20 protein-coding genes are annotated in these 22,851 nt (G+C 58.3%); 13 read left to right on the top strand and 7 right to left on the bottom strand.

Going from position 1 to position 22,851, the window contains the following annotated elements:
* Positions 1–10: 10 nt before the first annotated feature.
* Together OCT39_RS16820 and OCT39_RS16815 are read right to left on the bottom strand one after the other, a co-directional pair.
* A complete protein-coding gene (locus tag OCT39_RS16820) occupies positions 11–979 on the bottom strand; it encodes a PDR/VanB family oxidoreductase (protein ID WP_263585582.1) in 969 nt (322 codons plus the stop codon).
* A complete protein-coding gene (locus OCT39_RS16815) occupies positions 976–2,043 on the bottom strand; it encodes an aromatic ring-hydroxylating oxygenase subunit alpha (protein ID WP_263585581.1) in 1,068 nt (355 codons plus the stop codon). Before OCT39_RS16815 ends, OCT39_RS16820 begins: the two co-directional genes overlap by 4 nt.
* A 137-nt stretch (positions 2,044–2,180) precedes the next feature.
* Here OCT39_RS16815 and OCT39_RS16810 point away from each other — a divergent pair, with 137 nt between their 5' ends.
* The 8 genes from OCT39_RS16810 to OCT39_RS16775 all read left to right on the top strand — a co-directional run bounded on the left by OCT39_RS16810 (position 2,181) and on the right by OCT39_RS16775 (position 11,715).
* Positions 2,181–2,846, top strand: a complete 666-nt coding sequence (locus OCT39_RS16810) for a GntR family transcriptional regulator (protein ID WP_263585580.1) — start codon at positions 2,181–2,183, stop codon at positions 2,844–2,846.
* Positions 2,847–3,037: 191 nt separating this feature from the next.
* Positions 3,038–4,027, top strand: coding sequence for a LysR family transcriptional regulator (locus OCT39_RS16805; RefSeq protein WP_263585579.1), 990 nt, complete (start codon positions 3,038–3,040; stop codon positions 4,025–4,027).
* 65 nt (positions 4,028–4,092) lie between these two features.
* The gene (locus OCT39_RS16800) at positions 4,093–5,103 is read left to right on the top strand and encodes a TAXI family TRAP transporter solute-binding subunit (RefSeq protein ID WP_263585578.1); all 1,011 of its coding nucleotides are present in this window, start codon (positions 4,093–4,095) and stop codon (positions 5,101–5,103) included.
* Positions 5,104–5,187: 84 nt separating this feature from the next.
* The gene (locus OCT39_RS16795; protein WP_263585577.1) at positions 5,188–7,152 is read left to right on the top strand and encodes a TRAP transporter permease; all 1,965 of its coding nucleotides are present in this window, start codon (positions 5,188–5,190) and stop codon (positions 7,150–7,152) included.
* On the top strand, positions 7,145–8,722 hold the full coding sequence (locus tag OCT39_RS16790) for a sulfatase (RefSeq protein WP_263585576.1): 1,578 nt from the start codon (positions 7,145–7,147) through the stop codon (positions 8,720–8,722). The genes OCT39_RS16795 and OCT39_RS16790 overlap by 8 nt, the downstream gene beginning before the upstream one ends.
* 151 nt (positions 8,723–8,873) lie before the next feature.
* Positions 8,874–9,905 carry a TRAP transporter substrate-binding protein gene (locus OCT39_RS16785; protein ID WP_263585575.1) on the top strand — a complete coding sequence of 344 codons (1,032 nt, stop codon included), beginning with the start codon at positions 8,874–8,876 and terminating at the stop codon, positions 9,903–9,905.
* Between the two features lie 3 nt (positions 9,906–9,908).
* On the top strand, positions 9,909–10,436 hold the full coding sequence (locus OCT39_RS16780) for a TRAP transporter small permease (protein WP_263585574.1): 528 nt from the start codon (positions 9,909–9,911) through the stop codon (positions 10,434–10,436).
* On the top strand, positions 10,426–11,715 hold the full coding sequence (locus OCT39_RS16775) for a TRAP transporter large permease (RefSeq protein ID WP_263585573.1): 1,290 nt from the start codon (positions 10,426–10,428) through the stop codon (positions 11,713–11,715). The genes OCT39_RS16780 and OCT39_RS16775 overlap by 11 nt, the downstream gene beginning before the upstream one ends.
* An 18-nt stretch (positions 11,716–11,733) precedes the next feature.
* Here OCT39_RS16775 and OCT39_RS16770 read toward each other — a convergent pair whose 3' ends face one another.
* Both OCT39_RS16770 and OCT39_RS16765 read right to left on the bottom strand, forming a co-directional pair.
* Positions 11,734–12,462, bottom strand: coding sequence for a hypothetical protein (locus OCT39_RS16770; RefSeq protein ID WP_263585572.1), 729 nt, complete (start codon positions 12,460–12,462; stop codon positions 11,734–11,736).
* Positions 12,463–12,533: 71 nt separating this feature from the next.
* Positions 12,534–13,436, bottom strand: coding sequence for a helix-turn-helix domain-containing protein (locus tag OCT39_RS16765; RefSeq protein ID WP_263585571.1), 903 nt, complete (start codon positions 13,434–13,436; stop codon positions 12,534–12,536).
* Between the two features lie 149 nt (positions 13,437–13,585).
* Between OCT39_RS16765 and pobA the strand changes: the two genes are divergently transcribed.
* The 5 genes from pobA to OCT39_RS16740 all read left to right on the top strand — a co-directional run bounded on the left by pobA (position 13,586) and on the right by OCT39_RS16740 (position 19,345).
* On the top strand, positions 13,586–14,770 hold the full coding sequence (pobA, locus tag OCT39_RS16760) for a 4-hydroxybenzoate 3-monooxygenase (RefSeq protein WP_263585570.1): 1,185 nt from the start codon (positions 13,586–13,588) through the stop codon (positions 14,768–14,770).
* A gap of 210 nt (positions 14,771–14,980) precedes the next feature.
* Entirely contained in the window at positions 14,981–15,967 is a 987-nt protein-coding gene (locus OCT39_RS16755; RefSeq protein WP_412031145.1) for a Bug family tripartite tricarboxylate transporter substrate binding protein, read from the top strand.
* Positions 15,968–16,051: 84 nt separating this feature from the next.
* Entirely contained in the window at positions 16,052–16,552 is a 501-nt protein-coding gene (locus tag OCT39_RS16750) for a tripartite tricarboxylate transporter TctB family protein (protein ID WP_263585568.1), read from the top strand.
* 36 nt (positions 16,553–16,588) lie between these two features.
* Positions 16,589–18,088: a tripartite tricarboxylate transporter permease gene (locus OCT39_RS16745; protein WP_263585567.1), complete on the top strand. Its 1,500-nt coding sequence runs from the start codon at positions 16,589–16,591 to the stop codon at positions 18,086–18,088.
* A gap of 36 nt (positions 18,089–18,124) precedes the next feature.
* On the top strand, positions 18,125–19,345 hold the full coding sequence (locus OCT39_RS16740; protein ID WP_263585566.1) for a CaiB/BaiF CoA transferase family protein: 1,221 nt from the start codon (positions 18,125–18,127) through the stop codon (positions 19,343–19,345).
* A 5-nt stretch (positions 19,346–19,350) separates the two neighbouring features.
* On the opposite strand, the gene OCT39_RS16735 is transcribed toward OCT39_RS16740, so the two are convergent.
* The 3 genes from OCT39_RS16735 to purU form a co-directional block, all read right to left on the bottom strand.
* Positions 19,351–20,064 (bottom strand): SDR family NAD(P)-dependent oxidoreductase, encoded by a 714-nt coding sequence (locus tag OCT39_RS16735; RefSeq protein ID WP_263585565.1) that lies wholly within the window; start codon positions 20,062–20,064, stop codon positions 19,351–19,353.
* Between the two features lie 368 nt (positions 20,065–20,432).
* Positions 20,433–21,815 carry an L-serine ammonia-lyase gene (locus tag OCT39_RS16730; RefSeq protein WP_263585564.1) on the bottom strand — a complete coding sequence of 461 codons (1,383 nt, stop codon included), beginning with the start codon at positions 21,813–21,815 and terminating at the stop codon, positions 20,433–20,435.
* Positions 21,816–21,935: 120 nt separating this feature from the next.
* On the bottom strand, positions 21,936–22,802 hold the full coding sequence (gene purU, locus OCT39_RS16725; RefSeq protein ID WP_263585563.1) for a formyltetrahydrofolate deformylase: 867 nt from the start codon (positions 22,800–22,802) through the stop codon (positions 21,936–21,938).
* Between the last annotated feature and the right edge of the window lie 49 nt (positions 22,803–22,851).

Genomic DNA, 22,851 nt, shown 5'->3' with positions numbered 1-22,851 from the left:
TGATGAAAACTTAAAGGTCCAATACGAGTACGCTGCTTTTAGCACGTGAACAGCACGGCGTGAACTGGTCGTTGGCCGCGTGCTCGTGCTCTTCCAGATACAGGTCGCGGTGATCCGGCTCGCCTTCGAGCACGCGGGTCAGGCAGGTGCCGCACACGCCCTGCTCACAAGAGACCATGATCTCGATACCGTTTTCGGCCAGCACTTGATGGACGGTCTTGTCCGCCGGCACGGTGAAGCTTGCACCGCTGCTGGCGATGCGCACCTCGAAGCTACCATCGTCGTCACTCGAGATGTCGGCGCCGCTGAAGTACTCGGTATGCACCTGATCCTCCGGCCAGCCGCTAGCCTTGCAGGTGGTCATGACCGCATCGATGAAACCCTTGGGGCCGCATACGTAAACGTGGGTATCGGCCCTGGGGTGGCCGAGCAGCGCTTCGAGGTTCAGGTGCTGGCTGGCGTCGCCGTCGTCGAAGTGAAAGTGCACGCGTTCGGCGAAACTCGAGTCCTTTAGGCGTTGATAAAATGCCGTGCGCTCCTGGGAGCGGGTACAGTAGTGCAGCTCGAATCCAGCGTCGGTATGCGCCAGACGTTCGGCCATGCATAAAAGCGGCGTAATACCGATACCGCCGGCCAACAGCAGCGTGTGCTCGGCGGGCTCGAGCGGAAAGTGATTTTTCGGCGCGCTGATTGGCACCAGATCGCCGACCTGGAGCTCATCGTGCATGGCGTGGGAGCCGCCGCGTGAATTGGCATCGCGCAGCACACCGATCAGATAACGGTCACGGTCATTTGAATGGTTGCAAAGCGAGTACTGGCGCACCAGCCCTTCCTTGACGCGCACATCGATATGCGCGCCGGCGCTGAACGCCGGCAGCTCCCGCCCGTGAGGGTCGGCAAGCTCGAAGGTAACGATATCGCGCGCCTCGACGTGGCGCGCCTTGACCTCCACGATCATCGAGGGGGCGGTGTGGGTCATACGCTCGCCTCCGTGCCTGCGGCTTCGCGCTCCTCGGAAAGAATGCGGTCGATGATCCGGCGTGCCTGTACGCCGCCGCCGTCGATGTTGAGCTTCAGAAGCTGGCGGTCCGGGTACCTGAGCAGATTGCGCTGTTGCGCCTCGAGCATCTCCAGATCCTCCTCGAAAATCTTGCCCTGGCCTTCGCGGATCTTGTCGGTCAGCGCCTGATCCTCGGGTTTGAAGTTGCGCGCCATGCCCCAGAAGTACCAGATCGAGGTATCCGACTCCGGTGTAATGAAGTCGACCACGATACTCGACGCCTTCTTGTCTGCCGGCGCCTTGGCCCCGCCATTACCGGCATGAGCGACGCCCACTTCGATCAGCACGTGGCTTGGCGGGGTGAAGCGACAGATCTGCCAGCGGTCCACCGGGACATCGTCGGCCAGGCCGTTGCCGCGCAGCGCCGCTTGCCAAAACGGCGGGGCCGGAATGTTCTCCATCTCGCGGCGGGTGACGACTTCATCGCCGTTGACGTTGGTATCCGGCGCGGCCTCTTCGATCTCCGGCTGGCCGATACTGGAGGCGTGAACGTAGGTCTCGTGAGTCAGATCCATGAGGTTATCGATCATCAGCCGGTATTCGCAGCCAATATGATAGAGTCCGCCGCCATAGGCCCACTCGGGGTTATCCGCCCACTCGAGCACGGGAATGAGGCTCGTGTCCGCCTTGTCAGAATCGCCTGGCCAGATCCAGATAAACCCGTAGCGCTCCTCGACCGGATACGTCCGGACGCTGGGAAAGCCGCGTACGCGCTGGCCGGGCATGCTGTCGCACTTGCCGCTACAGTTCATTTCCAAGCCGTGATAACCGCACACCAGCTTACCGTCGCGCACGAACCCCAATGAGAGCGGCGCACCACGGTGAGGGCAGAAATCCTCCATGGCGGCGATGCGGCCTTCATCACCGCGAAAGAAAACCAGCTGCTTATTGCAAATGGTTCGCCCGAGGGGCTTTTCAGAAATCTCGTCAGGTGTGCACGCAACGTACCAGGTGTTCTGGGGATAGGGGGCTTGATGAGTCACGGTGGTATCCTTTTAGGTATTATGGTTTTTTTATAATTGGATCCAAAGTAAAGAGCGTGACCGTTTTATTCGTCAACCTATACTTTTGGTTTAGCTCTCATTGCGCGCAGCGATAAATGATTGATACAGGAGCGGTAATGGGCAATAACGATAAAAGCGTAGCCAGCCGATTGCGTAAGCTGATTGAGGATGGCTTCTATCCCCAGGGCGCGAGATTGGGTGAAGAAGCCGTGGCCAATCGCTTGGGTGTTTCCAGAACGCCTGTCAGGCTCGCATTTCGAAGCCTGGAGCAGGAGGGGCTTCTAAAGCGCGCGGGCAAGCGTGGTTATATGGTGCGGGAATTCACTAATGCGGACATCTACTGCGCCGTAGAAGTGCGTGGCGCGCTGGAGGGCTTGGCCGCCAAACGCGTCGCAGAGCGCGGTATGGCCGACGATCTGCGCGGCGATTTGCTTTTTTGGATCCAAAAAGGTCAGGGCGTGCTGGAGAAGGGGTTTCTTGAGGACGAGGATGTCGAGCGCTGGATCGAGCTCAATTACCGTTTTCACGAGCGGATCGTGAGTGCTGCCGGTAGCGCCGTCATTGGCGATGCCATTGCTCGTAACAACCATCTACCCTTTGCAGCGGCCGCTTCTATCGTGATTGATGATAATGACCTGATAAAGGAGTTTCGAAAGCTACAGTTGGCTCAATTACATCACGAGCTTATCTTTCAGGCACTGGACAATGGCGAAGGTGCACGGGCTGAAATGCTGATGCGCGAGCACGCTCTGATTGGCCTTCGCTATCAGGAGCTTTTTTGATTTTATTTGAAGATCAATCATTTCGATCAGTCCGTATTAACTCTGGATAATATTTAAATATATCGAGACTTCAGGTGTTTATCGATTAATACATGGCTTAAAGGCGCCCTTTGATCTCTTTCCAGTAATTGACGTCAACTGTCGCGCGTTATCAAAGGCACCAAAAGAACGATCGATGTTCGACTGGTGAATTGAAAAAGGAGTCTCTCATCGAAAATACCGCCCATCTGTTGGCGAGAATAAGCTTTCGTCAAATCCGTTGTTTCATTGCAGTGGCGCAAAATGGCAGTTTCATGGCGGCAGCGAACGTGCTCGGCATAACGCAGCCCGCTGTCTCTCGCTCAATTCGAGAGATCGAATCGATACTTAATGTCTCCCTGTTCGATCGATCGTTACGCGGCGCGGTACTCACGCCACACGGTCGAAAACTTTTCGATGCCGCCGAGGCTGGTATAGCGCTAATGGCGGAAGGTGTACGGGCGACCCAGGATATTAGCGGTAGTCGTGAGCTACTGCGCATTGGGGCGCTACCCAATGTCTGCGGCTTGGTATTACCCGCTATTATCGAAGATTTTCAGCATGTTTACCCACACACCACTATTCGTATCGTTTCGGGGGCCAATGCAGACCTTTTAGCGCGGCTGCGCCAGGGGGGGCTGGATCTGGTCATTGGAAGACTTTCAGATACCGTTTCCATGAAGGGCCTGACGTTTCAGCATCTCTATGACGAGGAGATCGTCTTTGCCGTGGGAGCGCAGCACGTGCTGGCGCAACCGGGTGCCAATGTTGAGCTTCGAACGGTGTTGGAAATGCCCATGCTGGCGCCAATTCCAGGGACTGTCATTCGTCAGGAGTTGGAGCGTTTTCTCTTTCGTAGCGGGGTAGTGGCGCCTAATTTCGCTCTGGAGTCCATCGATGCTGGGTTTATCAACAAGATCATACGCGCTTCAAATCATGTGGTGGTGACGGTTGAGGCACTAGTGACGGAGGCGCGTACCAGTGGAGACGTGGTGGTGCTGCCAATCCGCGATGATGCCTTACGCGGTCCGGTGGGACTAACCATGCTGCCTGATACGCAGCCGGGGCCGGCCTTGCGTATGCTGATGCAAATGTTTCGTGAGAACCTGCCAGGCGCTTCGCAACATACCAAAAATGATATGAAAATGATGGATAAAGAATAAGCTACTGGCAATTGAATGTTCTACTCTCATGGTTCAGCGCTTAATTCTGAGCTGGAGACAATAAAATGCTTAAAACAATGAAATCGATCAGCCTGGTAGTCGCCCTTGCTGGGGGAGCACTATCGGCGCACGCCGAAACACTTAGCATCGAGGGAGGCGGCAGCGCCTCATTGACTGGCATTGTGCCCCAGGCCTGGGCCCAGTTCACACCTGCTGCCGGATATGACCTTCAAGTATCTTTAGGACAGGCGCTAACTCGCTCAGCGATCAAGGTTGGAGCGGGCCGACTGGATCTGGCCGTGGTGCCGCCCCCGGCATTCAATGCAATGCAGCGGGGTGTCGGGCCCTATGCCAATACCGCCGAACAAGCGCAGTCCTTCGCGGACAACCTGCGCATGCTTTTCACTTTCCCGGGCGGATCGTTTCACCCCATCGTTTGGGCGGATAGCGGTATCGATAGCTGGGATGATATGGCAGGTAAGCGTATTTACGTGGGCCCCCCCGCCGGTGCGGCGGCCAACCAGGCGCGCGGTATGATCCATGAAGCGTCCGGTGGACTAGAGGATGGCAGTGATTACGAAGGCGTCCGACTGCCCTGGGAGAGTGCTAGCCAAGCGTTTCAGGATGGTCAGTTTGACATGTATATCATGTCGGCGGCCGTGGGCCAGCAGTCGGTTCAGGAGTTGAGCCTGCAACGTGACATTCGCATTCTTGGCGTACCGGGTGAGGTGGTCGACAGTGAAGGCTGGCGCAATTACCTCGAAGATCAAGCGGTGCGCACCGAAGTAGTGCCTGCAGGTACCTACCAGGGTCAGGTTAATGGCGACATGGATCAAAACATCATGGTGACGGTGATGATGCTGGGCGCTAACAAGAATATGTCGGATGAAACCGCTTATGCGCTGACCAAGTCGTTCTTTGATAATCTCGATAACATGCAGTCTGCCAATGCCCTGTTGGCTCGCCTGGACGCAGATGACCCTTTCGCAGGTGCGAACATGCCGGTTCACCCCGGCGCAGCGCGCTACTACGAAGAGCAAGGCATCACCATTCCTGAGCACCTGGTAGCCGATTGAGCCATTCCCTGATCCCGGAACGGATCGGGGATCCTCTGCTTTGCTGTGAAGGATTCAGGCCTATTCAGGCCGGGAGATCATCCAATGACAACCCTTTTTTCACGCAGCTTAAAAATGCTGCAGTGGACGAGTTTTGCCGTGGGCCTCGCTATTGCCCTGGTAGGACTGGCGAATGTTCTGCCCACTTATGGCGTGCTCCCGCGGGTGGGGCCTTTTGAACTCGACTGGTTCCGTCCCTTGTTTTACTGGCTGTGCTTTCTGAACTTTCTGATATGGGACGCCCAACGTCTGGCTCAGCAGGAACGTCTAACGGTTTTGCATGTGGCTCTCTATACCGTGGCGCTGGCTCTAATGAGTTGGGTTTGCTGGGACTATTACCAGATCTCGATGATTCTGAAGGATAGTTTCATGTTCTTCTCGGCCAGAGAAGCGTGGATGGCTGCCATCCCGGCGGTACTATCCATTATCGCTTGCTGGCGGCTGTGGGGCGGGCCCATCGCCATTCTTGGAGCCATTGTATTTGGCTATCTGGTGACCGGTCCTTATTGGCCGGGCGTCTTTGAAACCATCATCGGCGACATGAACGAGTTTGTGGCGCAGAATATCTGGTATGACGCCAGCCAGGGCATTCTTGGCAACATCATGGGGATCGTGCTTTCCACTGTATTACCCTTCATCATTCTTGGGGCAGTGCTGGAAGGCTGTGGCGCAGGTGCCTCAATGATTCGCATCTCCTTTCACTTGATGCGCCGGTTTCGCGGCGGCCCGGCCTACGCCGCTATCTTCGCCTCGGCACTGTTTGGAACCGTTTCCGGCAGCGCTGTAGCTAACGTGGTAGGCACCGGCGTCGTCACTATTCCCATGATTCGCCGGCGTGGGTTTTCCGGCAACTTTGCTGGTGCGGTAGAAGCTTCTGCCTCCACCGGCGGACAAATTTTGCCGCCCATCATGGGGGCCGCTGCGCTTGTTATGGCGGATATCGTCGGGGTTAGTTATCTCACCGTGATCCTCGCTGTAGTGATTCCCGCTATCGCTTACTACGTGAGCCTGTTTCTTACCGTATTTTTTGAAGCCGAAAAACTGGGTATCGTCGCCCGCGAAGATGAAGAAGCCAACATCGAAAAGCCGATGGGGCAGGACTGGGTCAATCTGGCACTGGTATTTGGGCCCATTGCGCTGATCGTCTGGTTGCTGATCAGCGGCCTCTCTCCGGCAGGAGCTTCCATTGCGGCAATCCTTGCGCTGGTGCCCATGAGCTTCATCAACCCGGACGTTCGTCGCGCGCCATGGAAGTTGATTGTCGCTTTGGCAGACGGTGGCAAGACGGTGGCGCAGCTCGCCATTGCAATTTCCATCGTTGGTATCGTGGTGTCGACGCTCAATGCGACCGGCATGCCGACCAAGTTTGCCGTGCTCTTGTCGGCAGCCGCGAACAGCTCGCTTATCGCTGCCTTACTCATTGCCGCTGGCGGGTGCATCGTGTTGGGTATGGGCATGCCGACCCTGCCTGCTTACATCGCGATTGTGGCGGTGATGGGGCCGACGCTCACCGGCTTTGGGGTTGATCTATTGACCGCCCACCTGTTTGTCTTTTTCTTCGGCGTGGCTTCGGTGATTACACCGCCCGTGGCCATTGCGGCTTACGCGGCTGCTTCGATTTCCAAGGGGACCCCCATTGGCACGGCGGTCGAGGCGACGCGGGTAGGGGCGATGATCTTCATCATTCCGTTTGCCTTTGTCTACAACCCGGCACTGCTGCTAGGCAGTGAAGCGGCGGCAGCGGCGTCGTTTGGCTTCGTGTTCTTTTCACTGCTGACGCTGGCGGTATCCCTGTATCAGGCAGCCAGCGCGCTGATCGGCTTTGACAAGCGACCACTACCGATCTGGGAGCGGTTACTGCGCATTATATGTGCAATGGTTTTGCTGTCGCCCTATATATGGGCCGGAGCGATTGCTTTGATACTGAGCGTTGCGCTCATTATCTGGCGACGCATGGCCACTCGCAATTCTCGTGCAAACTCTACTTCTGCGAGGCTCACTGATGTCTGATCGACCCAATTTCATTCTTTTCATCACCGATCAGCATCGCGCTGATTTCCTTGGATGCTATGGCCATCCGTTAGTACGTACGCCCAATATCGACACGATGGCGGCGCAAGGTACGACCTTTGATCGTTTCTATGTCGCAAGCCCTGTGTGCATGCCCAATCGCGCCAGTCTGATGACCGGCCGTCTGCCTTCCGGGCATGGGGTGCGCTACAACGGTATTCCGCTTTCTCAACGCAATGTCACCTTCGTCGAGCTATTGCGCGACGCCGGCTATGAAACGGCGCTGATCGGCAAGAGTCATTTGCAGACGTTTACCGGTATCGCGCCGCTACACAAGCCTGATGAAGGTCGGCCTGGCTACCATAAGGCAAAGGGAGAGCTGGGCGAGGCAGTGCGTCATGACTTTGCTTCCCCTCTCTACCATGTCGAGGAGCCTGATTTTTGGGCGGGCAAGATGCCCAGGGTGCCAACGCCTTTTTATGGCTTCGATCATGTGGAACTGGTAACGGGACACGGTGACCAGGTGGGGGGCGACTATACCCAGTGGATGCTCGAGCGAAAGCCCGAAGCGAGCTGTTTGATGGGGCAGGAAAATCAGCTTCCGCACGACTACTCCTGCCCGCAAGCGGTACGTACCGCCGTACCTGCAGAACTATACTCGACTTCCTACATTGCTGAACGCGCCAGTGCATGGATCGATGCGCGTAAGGATAGCGATCGTCCCTTCTTTTTGATGGTGAGCTGGCCTGATCCTCACCACCCCTTCAACCCGCCAGGCGAGTACTGGGACATGTACTCACCGGATGAGATGCCGTTGCCGGCGGCCTTCAAGGCCAGCGACTGGACTCCGCCGCCGCACGTGGCTGGCGTATTGCAAACCCGTCAAGCGGGCAAGGCCAACCTTCAAGGCATGAACGCTATTGGTTGTTCGGCCAGAGAAGCACAAGAAGCGCAGGCGTTGACCTGTGGCATGATCACGATGATCGATGACGCAGTCGGTCGGGTACAGCAGGCGCTGACCGATTCAGGAAGAGCCGATGAGACGGTCACCATATTCACATCTGACCACGGGGACCATCTGGGCGATCATCGGTTGCTGTTCAAGGGAGCCGAGCAATACGAACAGATTACCCGTGTGCCTTTTATCTGGGCCGATCCTGAAGGCGAGCGGGGCGTACGTAGTGAGCGGCTGGGCCAAACATTGGATATCGGCGCAACGATTCTGGAGCGAGCCCGCATCGAGCCGGCCTGGGGAATGCAGGGGCGTGATTTGACCGATGCCTCGACAGCACCGGATTCCTTGCTCATCCAGTATGCGCATCAGGCGCCCATGAATGGCCTGGGGGTATGTCCCAATATTCACTCGCTTCGAGATAAACGGTATCGATTATCGGTATTCCAGGGGCTGGAATGGGGAGAGCTCTATGATCTTGAGAGCGATCCTGGTGAGTTTCATAACCTATGGAGCGCTCCGGAAGCGTCGGCGCTCAAGACTCGGCTGCTGGAAAAATTACTTCAAACTGAGCTGGCGCACAGCGAAACGGTACCTGCGCCGGTCGCTCGCGCTTAGTAATGCGGAGAAGCGGGAATGGATGGATTCTAAATATAGACCAAGGTCGATTAGCTTTGGGGGCGACTAGTGGATTAAGGTTGACTCCATAAGACGAACTAATATTCGTTATGCGAACAACCGTGTTCTACCTAAAGAACGGGAGCTCCTCATGAAAGCTGTTTTCGCCCGGTGTGCGCTCGCCGCCACCATCGCTGGCCTTTCCATCGCTTCCGCCCAGGCAGCCACCACGCTGCGTATGGCTCACTTCTGGCCCGGCGCCTCTGGAGTCAACGAGGATATTCTACAGGCCTGGGCCGATACCATCGCCGAAGAGTCGGGCGGTGACTTGACCGTACAAATGTTCCCTTCGGGTACACTCGCCAAGCCGGATTCCATCTACGAAGCGGCGGCTAATGGCATTACCGACATCGGCGCAACCGCTCAGGGCTACACGGCGGGGCGTTTTCCGCTTTCCCAGATCGTCGAGCTTCCGGGCGTGGCGAGTTCGGCAACCCAGGGCGCGTGCGTACTGCAAACCCTTTATGACGAAGGCCACCTGGACAGCGAGTACGAGGATACGCGGCCGCTGTTCATGTTCACCACCGGCCCCGGCGGCATCCATACCACCGGCACCGATGTGCAGACACCGGCAGATCTCGAAGGACTTCGCATTCGCCGCCCGACCGCCGTGGCGGGTGAAATGCTCGAGAACATGGGCGCAAGCCCTGTCGGTATGCCGGCGCCGGACATCTATACGTCGATGCAGCGCGGCGTCATCGACGGTTTGAGCTTTCCCTGGGAGGGGCTTGGCAGCTTTCGTATCAACGAGCTGGTGAGCTATCACACCGAGGTGCCGTTCTACACACTGATTTTCGTCGCGACCATGAACCAGCGCGCCTACGATCGTTTGACGCCGGAGCAGCAGGCGGTGATCGACGACAACTCCGGCATGAAGTGGGCCGAGAAGGCTGGCGAGGTCTTTGATCGTCTCGATGTGGAAGGCAAGCAGGAAGCGGTCGACGCCGGGCACACGATTCGCGAAATCGAAAATCCGCTCGAGGACCCGGACTGGCAGGGACCGCTGGAGGAAGGTATCGAAACCTACCTGAGCCAGCTCGAAGAGCGCGGCCTCGATCAGGCGCGGGACGTTTATCAGGCCGCGCTGAGCGCCAGCGCAGCCTGCGAAAGCCCCCAGGAGTAATCGGTGCAGCGTTCTCTGGAGAAGGCCAGCCACTGGCTGGCCTTTTGTTGTCGCGTGGTCGCCGGTGTGGCGCTAGTGGCGCTTCTAATGGTCACGATCGCCGATGTCAGTACCCGTTATCTCTATCGCTTGACCGACGGCGCGTTTGCGCTACGCGTGAGCGGCAGCGTCGAGCTGGTGAGCTACCTCATGCTGTGTTCGCTGCTGGCGGCCATGGCGGCCAACGTCGAAAAAAGCCAGGTGGTGGTCGAGGCGTTTTCGCATCGATTGCCCCAGTGGGTGAAAAATCGCCTTCACGGCGTCTATCTGCTGGGTTTTGCCGCGTTGGGACTGGTGCTGTTTACCGGGCTTCTGGATTCGGCGGCGGCGGCCTCGCGTCACGGTGAAGTAACCCAGGATCTGCGCCTGCCCATGGGACCCATTTACTACGCGGCGGCGGCCATGAGCCTGCTGCTCGGCATTCGCAGCGCCCTGCATGCGCTGCTGGGTGCGCTCTTTGGTGTCGATGTGGAGGTGGCCGATGGGGAGTGAAATGATCGGGGCCATCGGTCTTGGCCTGCTGCTGGTACTGATGGTGCTCAGAGTGCCCGTCGCGCTGACCATGCTGATCATCGGCGTGGGCGGCTTTGCGCAGATCATCAGCTGGGACGCCGCCATCGCGCAGCTCAAAACGGTGCCCATCGAGGTGCTGTCGAACTACAGTTTCAGCGCCGTTCCCATGTTCATCCTGATGGGCGTGCTGGCGGCACACTCGGGCATGGCGGGCAAGCTGTTTGACGCCACGCGCACGATCTGCGGCGGCTGGAAAGGGGGCCTGGCGATTGCCGCGGTTGGCTCCTGCGGAGTGTTTTCGGCGATTTCAGGCTCGTCGCTGGCCACCGCCAGCACCATGACCCGCGTGGCGCTACCGGAAATGGAGCGTTACGGCTACAACCGGGGCCTGGCCACCGGGGCGCTGGCCGCGGGCGGCACGCTCGGCATCATGATTCCGCCGAGTATCGCGCTTCTGATTTACGCCATTTTGACCGAGCAGTCGGTCGGCGACATGTTCATGGCGGGGCTGATTCCGGGCCTGATGGGGCTGGTCATGTACGCGCTGACGGTAACGGTCGTCATGCGCTTGCGCCCAGATTTGGCCGTGGCCGGCGAGCGGACGTCCTGGCGGGCGAAGTTTTCCTCGATATCCGGTCTCGTGCCTTTCTTCGCCGTTTTTCTGGTGATGATTCTGGGTATCTATTTCGGCCTGTTCACGCCCACAGAGGGCGCTAGCGTCGGGGCATTCGCCACGCTTCTCTACGCGCTTTACAAGGGCATGCGCGGGGCCGGTCTCTGGCGCAGCCTGCAGGAGACGCTGGCGCTGTCGTCGGTGGTGTTCTTCATGCTGGTCGGCGCCGAGACACTGGGCTACTTCATCTCGGTATCGCGCATCTCGTTTTCCATCAGCGACTTTCTCTACGGCATGGACCTGGCGCCCATCGTGGTGGTGCTGTGCATCCTGCTGCTCTACTTCGTGCTCGGCATGTTCATGGATTCCATCGCCATGCTGGTGATCACCGTTCCAGTGGTCTATCCGATCATCCAGGCGTTGGGGATTGACCCGGTCTGGTTCGGGGTCATCACGGTATTGACGGTCGAGCTTGGCCTGATCACCCCACCGGTGGGCATGAACGTGTTCGTGATCAAGGCCATGGCGCCGCACGTCGGGCTTGGCGAGATCTTCAAGGGCGTGGCGCCGTTCATCGTGTCGGACTTCGTTCGGCTGGCGCTGCTGATCATTTTCCCGATTCTAAGCACGTTCTTTTTGCTCTAGCCTTATCTGCTCTCATCCTTAATGGCTCCGGGCCTCGTTTGCGCTGGAAAAATACGGCGCGAGGTGACCCTTGAGTCGGGCCCGGTCGGCCGGGTCGTCGATGCGGCTGTTGGTCAGCATGTTGTCGAACAGCGCCTGGCGCTTTTCCCGCGACGAGGGCAGCGCCTTCACGTGAGTATCGATCCAGATCAGCTGAGTGCTTTCGTCGACCATCAGGTTGTCCAGGTGCAGGTCGCGGTGATAGTAGCCCGCCTCGGCCAGCGCCGCGACCTGAGAGGCCAGGGTATCGATGAAGCGGGCGCGGCTTGTGTCATCGAGGGTGGCATAGTAGTCGCTTCCCGCCTGGCACCGGCTCATGTGCTCCATGGCATAGAGCGAGCCCAGCGGGTTCAAGAAGTTGAGCGCCACGCCGTAGCAGCGCACGTTGACAGTGCGCTGGCCCAGCTTTTTCAAAATACGCCGGCTCTGGTACTCCTTGTGGGCGTCATAGGAGCCGGTCAAGCGCTTGGAGATGATGTCGCGCCCCAGCCAGCGCCAGAAATCCTCGCGTGGCGAGTATTTATCATGCACGAGCTTGAACAGCGTATCGGTCTTCTCCTGAAGGAAAAAGCGACTGCTGCTCTTGTCATCCAGGTGAGGCATGGGCGTCAAGCCGTGCAGATTCAGCACCGGATTCACCGGCGCGCGGTTGAGCAGGTACCAGCCAGGCCGCTTTAAAAAAAAGAATCGCTGTAATTTTTTATACATACGCAAGCCTTAAGCTACCGAGTGAGTACCCATAGGGTATCGTGGGAGATGACGGTCCCTGAATTATGGCACTACTCTGCGCGCTCTGAAAATTGGCGCTGCCGAAACGCGCGCGGAGCCAGCGACGTATTACGCTTGAAAAACCGGGTGAAGTAGGCCGGCTCGGAGAAACCAAGGCCGTCGGCGATCTCGGCGATGGTCATGTTGGTATAAGTAAGCTGGCGTTTGGCCTCCAACAACACCCGCTCGTGGAGTATCTGCAGGGCGCTCAGGCCCTCCTGCTGACGGCACAAAAGGTTGAGGTGTGCGCGGCTGAGCCCAACCTCGCCGGCCAGCGCCTCGATGCCGGGCTGCTCCCTGAAGCGCTGCTCGACCAACGCGTGGAACCGTTCAAGGTGCTGGCGGCCCTTTTCGCGTGGTTTGGGCACCAAACGCTGGGGCGTGGGTTTGCGCGGCAATACCAGGCGTTCGAGCTCGATGGCCAGTGCCTGGGCCAGCACCTCCAGAAGCTGTCGCCGCCCCGGCGCCGGGTGGCGATACTCACGGTCGATCTGCTCGACGAGCGTGACGATCTGCGCTCTATTTCCGGCGGTTTCGAGGGTGTAAAACCCCGGCTGCTTGAGCGCTCGGCCATCGTCAAGCGCCACCCCCAGATGGTCCGCCAGCGGTTGGGCCAGCGTCACGATGTACCCCGCCACGTCCGGCGAAAAACAGAACCCGTGAATCGTCATGGCCGGCACCACGATAACCCCCGCATCCCGCTGATAGTGGTGGGCTCCCTCCAGCTCCAGATCCACGCTGCCTTTAGTGATCAACAACACGTGAACCAGATCGGTATGACGGTGCGGGCGAATACGCCAGTCGTGCAGCCGGCTGCGCTCGGGAATCGATTCGCAGTGCAAAAGATCCGGCGTGGGCCAGTGCCGGGTTTCGCCGTAGAGCTTGAATACGGGAACGATGGAAGAATACGACATCGCATGCTCCTGGCGCATGTGACTAAAGTTGATCATTTATACGCCAAAAATCCAGATAATAGGCGATATATTGCCTTATCCAAGCGCCTCATTCGATCAAAAATACAATTCATGACGCGTGATGAAACAATGCTTTGAGAGGGCCTTCAATGAAAACACAGGTGGCGATTATCGGTGCCGGCCCGTCCGGCCTGCTGCTGGGGCAGCTGTTGCAGCGCCAGGGGATCGACAACGTGATCGTCGAGCGGCGCAGCGGCGAGTACGTGCTGAGCCGTATCCGCGCCGGGGTGCTGGAGCAGGGCACGGTGGATCTTTTGCGTGAAGCGGGAGTCGATCGGCGCATGGATGAAGAGGGCTTGCCCCACGACGGCTTCGAGCTGGCCTTCGACAACCGCCGCGTGCGTGTGGCGCTGGATGAGCTGACTGGCGGCAGTCGGGTGATGGTTTACGGTCAGACCGAGGTGACGCGCGATTTGATGGCGGCCCGCGAGGCCGCCGGCGCCACCACGTTTTATGAAACGGACGACGTTCAGCTCTTCGATCTGGAAAGCGACGCGCCTTATCTCACCTTCGAGCATAACGGCGAAACCGTCCGGCTCGACTGTGACTACGTGGCCGGCTGCGACGGCTACCACGGCGTCTCGCGCCAGAGCATTCCCGGTGATCGCCTCACCGAGTTCGAAAAGGTCTATCCCTTTGGCTGGCTGGGGGTGTTATCAGACACGCCGCCGGTGTCGGATGAGCTGATCTACGCCCGCCACGAGCGTGGCTTTAGCCTGTGCAGCATGCGCTCCGCCACCCGCAGCCGCTACTACCTGCAGGTGCCGCTGGATGAAAAAGTGGAGGACTGGTCCGACGAGCGCTTCTGGGAAGAGCTCAAGCGCCGTCTGCCCGACGAGGTGGCCAACAAGCTCGTGACCGGGCCTTCCATCGAGAAGAGTATCGCGCCGCTTCGAAGCTTCGTGGTGGAGCCCATGCAGTACGGCAAACTGTTTTTGGTCGGCGACGCGGCGCACATCGTCCCGCCCACCGGCGCCAAGGGGCTCAACCTCGCCGCCAGTGACGTCAATACGCTCTACCGGCTGATGGTGAAGGTCTATCAGCAAGGCCGCACGGACTTGATCGAGCGCTACTCGCAGACCTGCCTGAAACGCATCTGGAAGGCCGAGCGTTTCTCCTGGTGGATGACGTCGATGCTGCACACCTTCTCCGAGAAAGACAACTTCGACAGTCGCTTGCAGCTCGCCGAACTCGATTACGTCACACGCTCCGAGGCGGGACTCAAGACGGTTGCAGAGAACTATGTCGGATTGCCTTATGAGCCGCTCGAGTAGCATTAAGTCATATCGGAATAGCAGAATTTTCTGTTCATCCTCAATGACAAACACACGTCAGAGCTGAATGGCCCTTTTCAGAATGCTCAGCAAGCTGCTACTAAAGTTGTGTTTTTTAGCAGTAGGGTAACGCAGTACCCTATTTGTATGTAGTGCGAATATATGTACGAATGGCGAACAATTCTGCAGTTACGCATAGGAAAGATCATGATGAAAAAGTTTTTAACCGTCAGTTCCTGGGCTGTCTGTAGCAGCGCCATGCTGATTTCCGCCTCTTTTTCTACCGCTGCCGTCGCCGACTGGCCTACAAAGGATATTCGGCTGGTCGTTCCCTACGCGCCGGGCGGTACCACGGATGTGCTGTCACGCCGGGTCGCTGACCTGCTGAGCGACGAGCTGGATGCCAATGTCATTGTCGAAAACCGGCCTGGCGCTGGCTCAACGGTCGGTACTGGCCGTTTGGCGCGCGGCGGTCGTGACGCCGATCATACACTCTTGATGGCTTCTCCGGGGCATACGATTGGTGCCGCCATTTATCCCAACCTGTCTTATGACCCTGTCGAAGATTTCACCTTCATTCAGAACGTTATCGACATTCCCAACGTCATGGTGGTGCCGGCGGACAGTCCCTATCACTCGGTCATCGAGTTCATTGAAGCCGCCCAGGATCAGGACATGGCCTTCAGCCACAGCGGTGTGGGTAGTTCTATCCACATGTCGGGTGAGCTGTTCAAGACCTTAACGGGGTCTAAAATGACCGCCGTACCTTTCGCCGGTAGCGGTGCGGCGCTCCCCGCCTTACTGGGCGGAGACGTCGACGTCGCCTTCGAGAACATGCCGACGGTCTATCCGCATATTAAATCCGGCGATTTGCGCGCACTTGCCGTTACTTCAGCGGAGCGCTCGCCTTATCTACCGGACGTACCCACGCTTTCTGAAATCGGCGAATACAACCTGGATCAGTTCGTGACGACCGCCTGGTTTGGTTTGATTGCGCATAACTCGTTCCCTGAAGAGGGTTATGACACCTTGAAAACGGCACTGGACGAGGTGATGGAACGCCCGGAATTCCTCGACTTTGCCGAGCAGCTAGGCGCCCAGCCGGGACAAGTCGAAGGCGAAGAGTTCAAGCAGTTCGTCATCGACGACCTGGCACGCTGGCAGGAGGTCGCCGAGCAGGCAGGCATCAGTCAGTAAACGCTGGTTTGTAGAACGAGGGCGAAGGTCATAACGGCCTTCGCTTTTCTTGCTTACTTTAACGTGTCTCTCCCAGAGGCAGTTATGTCGTTCTCCGGTCCCAATGTCGTGAAAAAAATCAAAGACTCCCTGGATTTTATCACCGGCGTCGCACTGCTGGTGATTTCGCTTGTTTTGGCGCTCTACCTCGTACCCAATTATATCGGTGAGCCTCCCATTCTTCAGAACCCGATGATGTCGCCCAGATGGCTACCCAATATCGTCAGTTGGCTGATGTTTGCATTTTCTGTTCTTCTGATCCTGCAAGGGGTGCTGGTGCGTCAAAAGGGCGAAAACGATGAGCGGAAATTGGTGAAAGGGCCGCTGCGTCGTTTCATTATCATGCTGGCCGCCATCCTGGTCTACGTTCTGTTCTTCGAGTCACTGGGCGCGATCTTGACGGGCATTTTGGCCACCGTTCTCCTGTTTCTGGCTCATCCCGTCAGAACCTGGTGGGCGTACGGCTTTGCCATCGCTTTTCCCGTTGGCGTGACGTTGCTCTTTGTCAACGTGATGAATGTTCCACTTCCGTTGATGCCCCTCTAAAGACGCGACAGCAACAACGCACGGCCTAGGTGATTTATGGAAAACGTTTCGGAAGTCTTACAGTTATTTTTGAGCATCGATAATTTCATTGCGATCGCCTTGGGCGTCGTTATCGGTGTCACCGTTGGCTCGATCCCCGGTCTAACGGCCACCATGGCGGTGGCTTTGGCCTTGCCTTTCACCTTTTCGATGCAGCCGGTCGCCGCTATCCTGCTTTTGGTGGGTATCTACAAGGGCGGCATGTATGGTGGGTCGATCACTGCCATCTTGATTCGCACGCCAGGCTCTCCTGCCTCGGCCTGTACTCTGCTCGATGGCTATCCCATGGCACAGCAGGGTAACGCCAAGAAGGCGCTCAAAACGGCACTGTTCTCCTCGGTCATTGCCGACTTCATCTCCAATATCGCCCTGATTTTCTTTGCCGCGTATCTGGCCAAGATAGCGCTTAACTTCGGCGCACCGGAATTCTTCTGGCTCATTTGCTTCTCTCTGACCATCATCATTTCGCTGGCCAGCGGCTCCATGGTGAAGGGGCTACTGGCCGCTTTCATGGGCATACTCTTGTCGCTGGTGGGGCTGGATTCAGTCTTTGGCTCGCAGCGCCTTACCTTTGGCAATTACAACCTGATGGATTCGATCTCCTTTATTCCACTACTGATCGGCCTGTTCGCCATACCCGAAATACTGGAATTCTATAGAAAGAAAATCGTGCCTCACATCAAGGCCAAGGCAAGCGGCGCGGGCATGACCCTGGCCGAGTTGAAGCGCAGCCTGAAAAGCATCATTCGAGGCAGCTTGATTGGTGTACTGATTGGTGCCATCCCCGGCACCGGTGCAACGGCCGCCGCCTTCATTTCCTACAGCGACGCGCGGCGGCGCTCGCCTAACAAGGCTAACTTCGGTAAGGGTGAAGTCGAGGGCGTAGCCGCTGCCGAAGCGGGTAACAACGGCGTCGCGGGTGCTACGCTGATTCCTCTGCTGTCGCTGGGGATTCCCGGCGATGTCATTACTGCCATCATTCTGGGGGCCTTTATGGTACACGGCTTGACCCCCGGGCCCATCATGTTCCAGGAGAACCTCTCGCTGATCTATGCCTTGTTTTTGGGCATCATGTTTAGCTCGGTTATCCTGCTGGTTGTCGGTAATGCGGCCATCAAGTACTTCTCGCTCATTGCCGATATTCCCAAGTCCATCCTGTTTCCCATCGTGTTGATGTTTTGTATCTACGGCGCTTACGCGGTCAATAACTCGACCTTCGATATTTGGCTGATGCTGGTGTTCGGGTTGGTGGGCTATCTCTTCAATCGTTCGGGCATACCCGCTGCACCGTTTTTGATTGGATTTATTCTTGGGCCGATGTTCGAGGACAACCTGCGGCGCTCACTATTGATCAGTCACGGGGATCTGTCGGTCTTCGTGCGTGGTCCCATCACCTGGTTTTTCATCGCACTAACGTTTGGGTCCATCGCCTATGCACTCTTCAAGTTTTTTCAGGAGCGACGTGCAGCCGATAAGGCCAAGCAGCTGGAATCGTAAACGGTTTAGTAAGGATAATCGAGCAGGGGAGTGACTATGTCAGGGCCTTTAAAAGGAGTACGTGTGCTCGACTTGAGCCGGGTGATGGCTGGGCCCTGGTGTACGCAGATACTGGCGGACATGGGCGCCGAGGTGATCAAGATCGAGAGGCCTGAGCTTGGCGACGATACGCGGCACTGGGGGCCGCCCTGGTGGCAGGGTGAGGGGCAACAGTCGCCCCAGTCGGCTTACTATCTCTCGGCCAACCGGGGTAAACACTCGGTCACGGTCGATATCGCGCGATCGGAAGGCCAGGCTCTGCTTCATGAACTCGCCGAGCAGTGTGATATCGTCGTGGAGAATTTCAAGACGGGTGGGCTTGCAAGCAAGCGGCTCGACTACGCGAGTCTGTCGGCGATCAATCCGGCCATTATCTACTGCTCGGTTACTGGATTCGGGCAGACCGGCCCCATGGCCAGCATGGCAGGCTATGACTACCTTATCCAGGCACAGGCGGGGCTGATGAGCATCACCGGTGCGCCGGACGATGAGCCGGGCGCCGGACCACAACGTGTGGGCATGGCAGTGGCGGACCTGACCACGGGCATGAACGCCGTCATTGCCATACTCGGCGCCTTGCATCACCGCCACCAGACCGGCGAAGGCCAACATATCGACATGGCGCTGCTCGACGTACAGGTAAGCTGGCTTGCCAATCAGGCGTTGAATTACTTCTGTAGCGGCACGCCCCCGAAACGTACCGGGGAATACCACCCTAACCTGGTTCCCTATCAGCCGTTCCCCACCGCGGGCGGCGAGAAAGTCATTATCGCGATCGGTAACGATGGCCAGTTCCAGCGTTTTTGCAACGCCGTTGGCCTGGCCGAGGTGGCCCATGATCCCCGCTTTGCCACTAACCCCATGCGGGTTCAGCATCGCGAAGCGCTGGTGGCCATCATCCGCCAAGTTACGCAGAGCTTTGATAGCGCGGCGCTGACGGAGCTCTTGCAGTCTATCAGTGTCCCCTGCGGCCCCATTCAGGACATCGCGCAAGTCTTCGAGGACGAGCAAGTCAAGGCCAGGGGAATGAAGATCGATGTGCCGGGCGCCTTTGGAAGCGTGCCCGGCGTTGCCAACCCCATCAAGTACTCCAAAACGCCGCTGAGCTACACCAAGGCACCGCCGGCGCTTGGTGAAGATACGCGGGACGTGTTGGGCCGCCTGCTGGGCAAGAGCGACGAAGCGATTCGCCGTTTACAGGAGAGTGGCGTCGTGTAGGCGCCTTAGCCGACGGTGACACCGCCGCAGACGAAAAGTGTCTGGCCGGTAATGAAGCCGCTGCGCTGGTCACAGAAGAAGCTCACCGCATGGGCCACCTCCTCTGGCTGGCCCATGCGCCCTACCGGCACGTTATCGATAATGCGCCGCGCGCGCTCGGAGTCTGGCGGGTTGTTCTTCCAGAACGCCGTGGTGGCAATCGGCCCCGGCGCGACGCAGTTGACGGTGATGCTATCGCCAGCAAGCTCCAGCGCCCACGTGCGCGCCATGGCTTGCACGGCGCCCTTGGTGGCGCTATAGAGAGTTCTGGCTTCCTTGCCCAGCACCACGCGACTAGCGTTGAAGACGATACGGCCTTTCCCGCTCTCACGCAGCTTGGGTAACAATGCCTTGGTGCAGACCAGCGCCGCGCGCACGTTCAAGTGCATCAGCCTGTCGAAATCGTCGATGTCGGTATCGTCCAATAGCGCCGGTGCCACGATACCGACATTGTTCACCAGACAGCTGATGGGGAGATCCTGCGTCACCTTCAACAAGAGCTCCTGGGTCGCGGCGGCGTCCGAAAGGTCGACCTGGTAGGCGTACTCCTTCAACGACGGTGCGTCGGGTTCGACGATATCGAGCACGATGACGCGGTAGCCATCCTGCTGCAGGCGCAGGGCGATCGCCTGACCGATGTTTCGGGCGCCGCCTGTTACGACAGCAAAGGGAGTCGACATTTGGTATTCCTGATCGAGTAGAAGTGGTAACAAAAAGATCGTTACTCAGCGGCCATTTTTTGGCACTCATGAGACGTTAAGCCGGTGTGCAGTTCCGAAAAGTCAATATCGATGGCGCCTCATGGCAATAGACCGATTTTTTGAAGTACGTATGGCGTACGAATGTTCGTATAGCATCCATGATTGTTTTTGTTGAGAGTGCTAACAATGCAACATTAGTTGTAAAAGCTTTTGGAAATAAAAGTTGAAGCGGTAATAACTTGAGGAATCGGCAGCGTTGATCAGCCGTCAAATGAAAAAACAGTGGCAGTGAAAATGAAAAAAGCCCGAAGCGAAGCTCGGGCTCAATCTTCAAGATAATAAAATTTTTAACACTCGATCGCATTCACCGCCAGCCCCCCCTTGGAGGTCTCCTTGTACTTGTCGAGCATGTCGCGGCCGGTGTCGCGCATGGTGCGGATCACTTTATCCAGCGAGATGAAGTGGGTGCCGTCGCCGTGCAGCGCCATTTGGGCTGCGTTGATCGCCTTGACGGTGGCGATGGCGTTGCGCTCGATGCAGGGCACCTGAACGAGCCCGCCGACCGGGTCGCAGGTGAGCCCGAGGTTGTGCTCCAGACCGATTTCCGCGGCGTGTTCGACCTGCTCTGGCGTTGCGCCCATCACTTCGGCCAGGCCCGCGGCGGCCATGGCGCAGGCGGAGCCGACCTCGCCCTGGCAGCCCACTTCGGCGCCGGAGATCGAGGCGTTTTTCTTGCACAGAATGCCGATCGCGCCGGCGGCGAGCAGAAAGTCGACCACGTTGCGATCACAAGAGCCTGCCTGGAACTTCATGTAGTAGTGCAGCACCGCCGGGATGATGCCCGCCGCGCCGTTGGTCGGGGCGGTGACCATGCGCCCGCCGGCAGCGTTCTCTTCGTTGACGGCCAGCGCGAAGATGTTGACCCACTCCATCGCGGAGAAGGTAGTCGCGATCAAGCACGGGTTCTGCTCGGCGGCGGACAGACGCTGGTGCAGTAGTTTGGCGCGGCGCTTGACGTTGAGCCCGCCGGGCAGCACGCCTTCGTGAGTCAGACCGTTGTCGACGCACTCGCACATCACCTGCCAGATGCGCCACAGCTCGTCGCGCACCTCCTGCTCGGGCCGCCAGGTCTTCTCGTTGGCCATCATCAGCTGGCTGACACTGAGCTTCTCGCGCTTGCAGATCGCCAACAGCTCTTCGGCGGAGTTGAAGTCGAAAGGGATCTCGGCACTGTCCATGTCCTCGAGCTTCGCGTCCACCTGGTGCTGGTCGACGACGAAGCCGCCGCCCACTGAGTAGTAGGTGTTCGCGAGCAAGACCTGGTCGGCTTCGTCATACGCGCAGAGCTTCATGGCGTTGGGGTGGTGGGGCAGGCTTTCGTCGTGAAAGCGCATGTCCCGTTCCCAGACGAAGGTGACGTCCTTCTGGCGATTGAGCGACAGCGTGCGCGTCTCCTTGAGCGCCGCGATCGTGGGGCCGATGATCGACGGGTCGATCCGATCCGGGCGTTCGCCCATCAGGCCCATGACGGTGGCATGGTCGGTGCCGTGGCCGACGCCGGTGGCGGAGAGCGAGCCGTAGAGATGCACTTCCAGACGGCTGACCCGGTCGAGTACGCCGGCGTCTTCTACCGCCGCGGCGAACTTGAAGGCTGCCATCATGGGGCCGACCGTATGCGAGCTGGATGGGCCGACGCCGATCTTGAAAAGGTCGAAGACACTGATAGGCATGGAAGACCTCTGATGAGAATAGCGCGCCGGCTCACCGGCGACGGGCGAACCCATCGGCCGGCAAGGCGACGTCGTTTGTTGTACTTACTGTAGTCGAGGTACCGCGGTGAGGGCGTTCGGTCAGTTGCCGAACACGACCGTACGGCCGCCGTGCAAAAACACCCGCCGCTCCAGGTGGTAGCCGATGGCCCGAGCGAGCGTCAGACACTCGATATCGCGCCCCTTGGCGACCAGATCCTCCGGGTAGTGCGCATGGTCCACCGGCTCCACCCCCTGGGCGATGATCGGGCCTTCGTCCAGGTCATTGTTGATGTAGTGCGCGGTGGCGCCGACCAGCTTCACGCCCTTGTCGTAGGCCTGGTGGTAGGGCCTGGCGCCCTTGAAACCCGGCAACAGCGAGTGGTGGATATTGATTGCGCGGCCGTCGAGCAGCTGGCACATGCGCGGCGACAGCACCTGCATGTAGCGCGCCAGAATCACCAGCTCCGCCCCGGTCTGCTCGATGATGTCGAGTACCTGGGCTTCCTGCTCGGCCTTGGTCTCCGGGGTGATCGGCAGGTGGTGATAGGGTAGATCATGCCACTCGGCCAGCGGCTGCAGATCCGGATGGTTGGAGACGATCGCCTTGATATCCAGCGCAAGCTGCCCGGTACGGTAGCGGTAGAGCAGATCGTTCAGGCAGTGGTCCGCCTTGGAGACCAGAATGACCGCGCCGGTGCGCTTGGCCGGCGGGGTCAGCTCGAAGCTCATGTCGAACTCGCGGGCGCGGGGGGCAAAGGCCTCCTCGAACGCCTGTTCGCTAAAATCGTCGAGCTCCGGGCGAAACTCGGCACGAATGAAAAAGCGCTCCCCCAGCCGGTCATCGAAGGAACTGAGCTCGGTAATATAGCAGTGCTGCTCTTTTAAAAACCGGGTGACGACATCGACCGTGCCCAGAATGCTCGGGCACTGGGCGGTGATGATCCAGGTATCCGTTAATCGGCTCATGGCGCTTCTCATTCATCAAGGTCAGTTCATCGCGGTCAGGGTGGCCGGC

This window comes from Halomonas sp. GD1P12, assembly GCF_025725645.1.
Taxonomy (GTDB): domain Bacteria; phylum Pseudomonadota; class Gammaproteobacteria; order Pseudomonadales; family Halomonadaceae; genus Vreelandella.
This window is presented reverse-complemented; position numbering and strand designations above follow the sequence as displayed.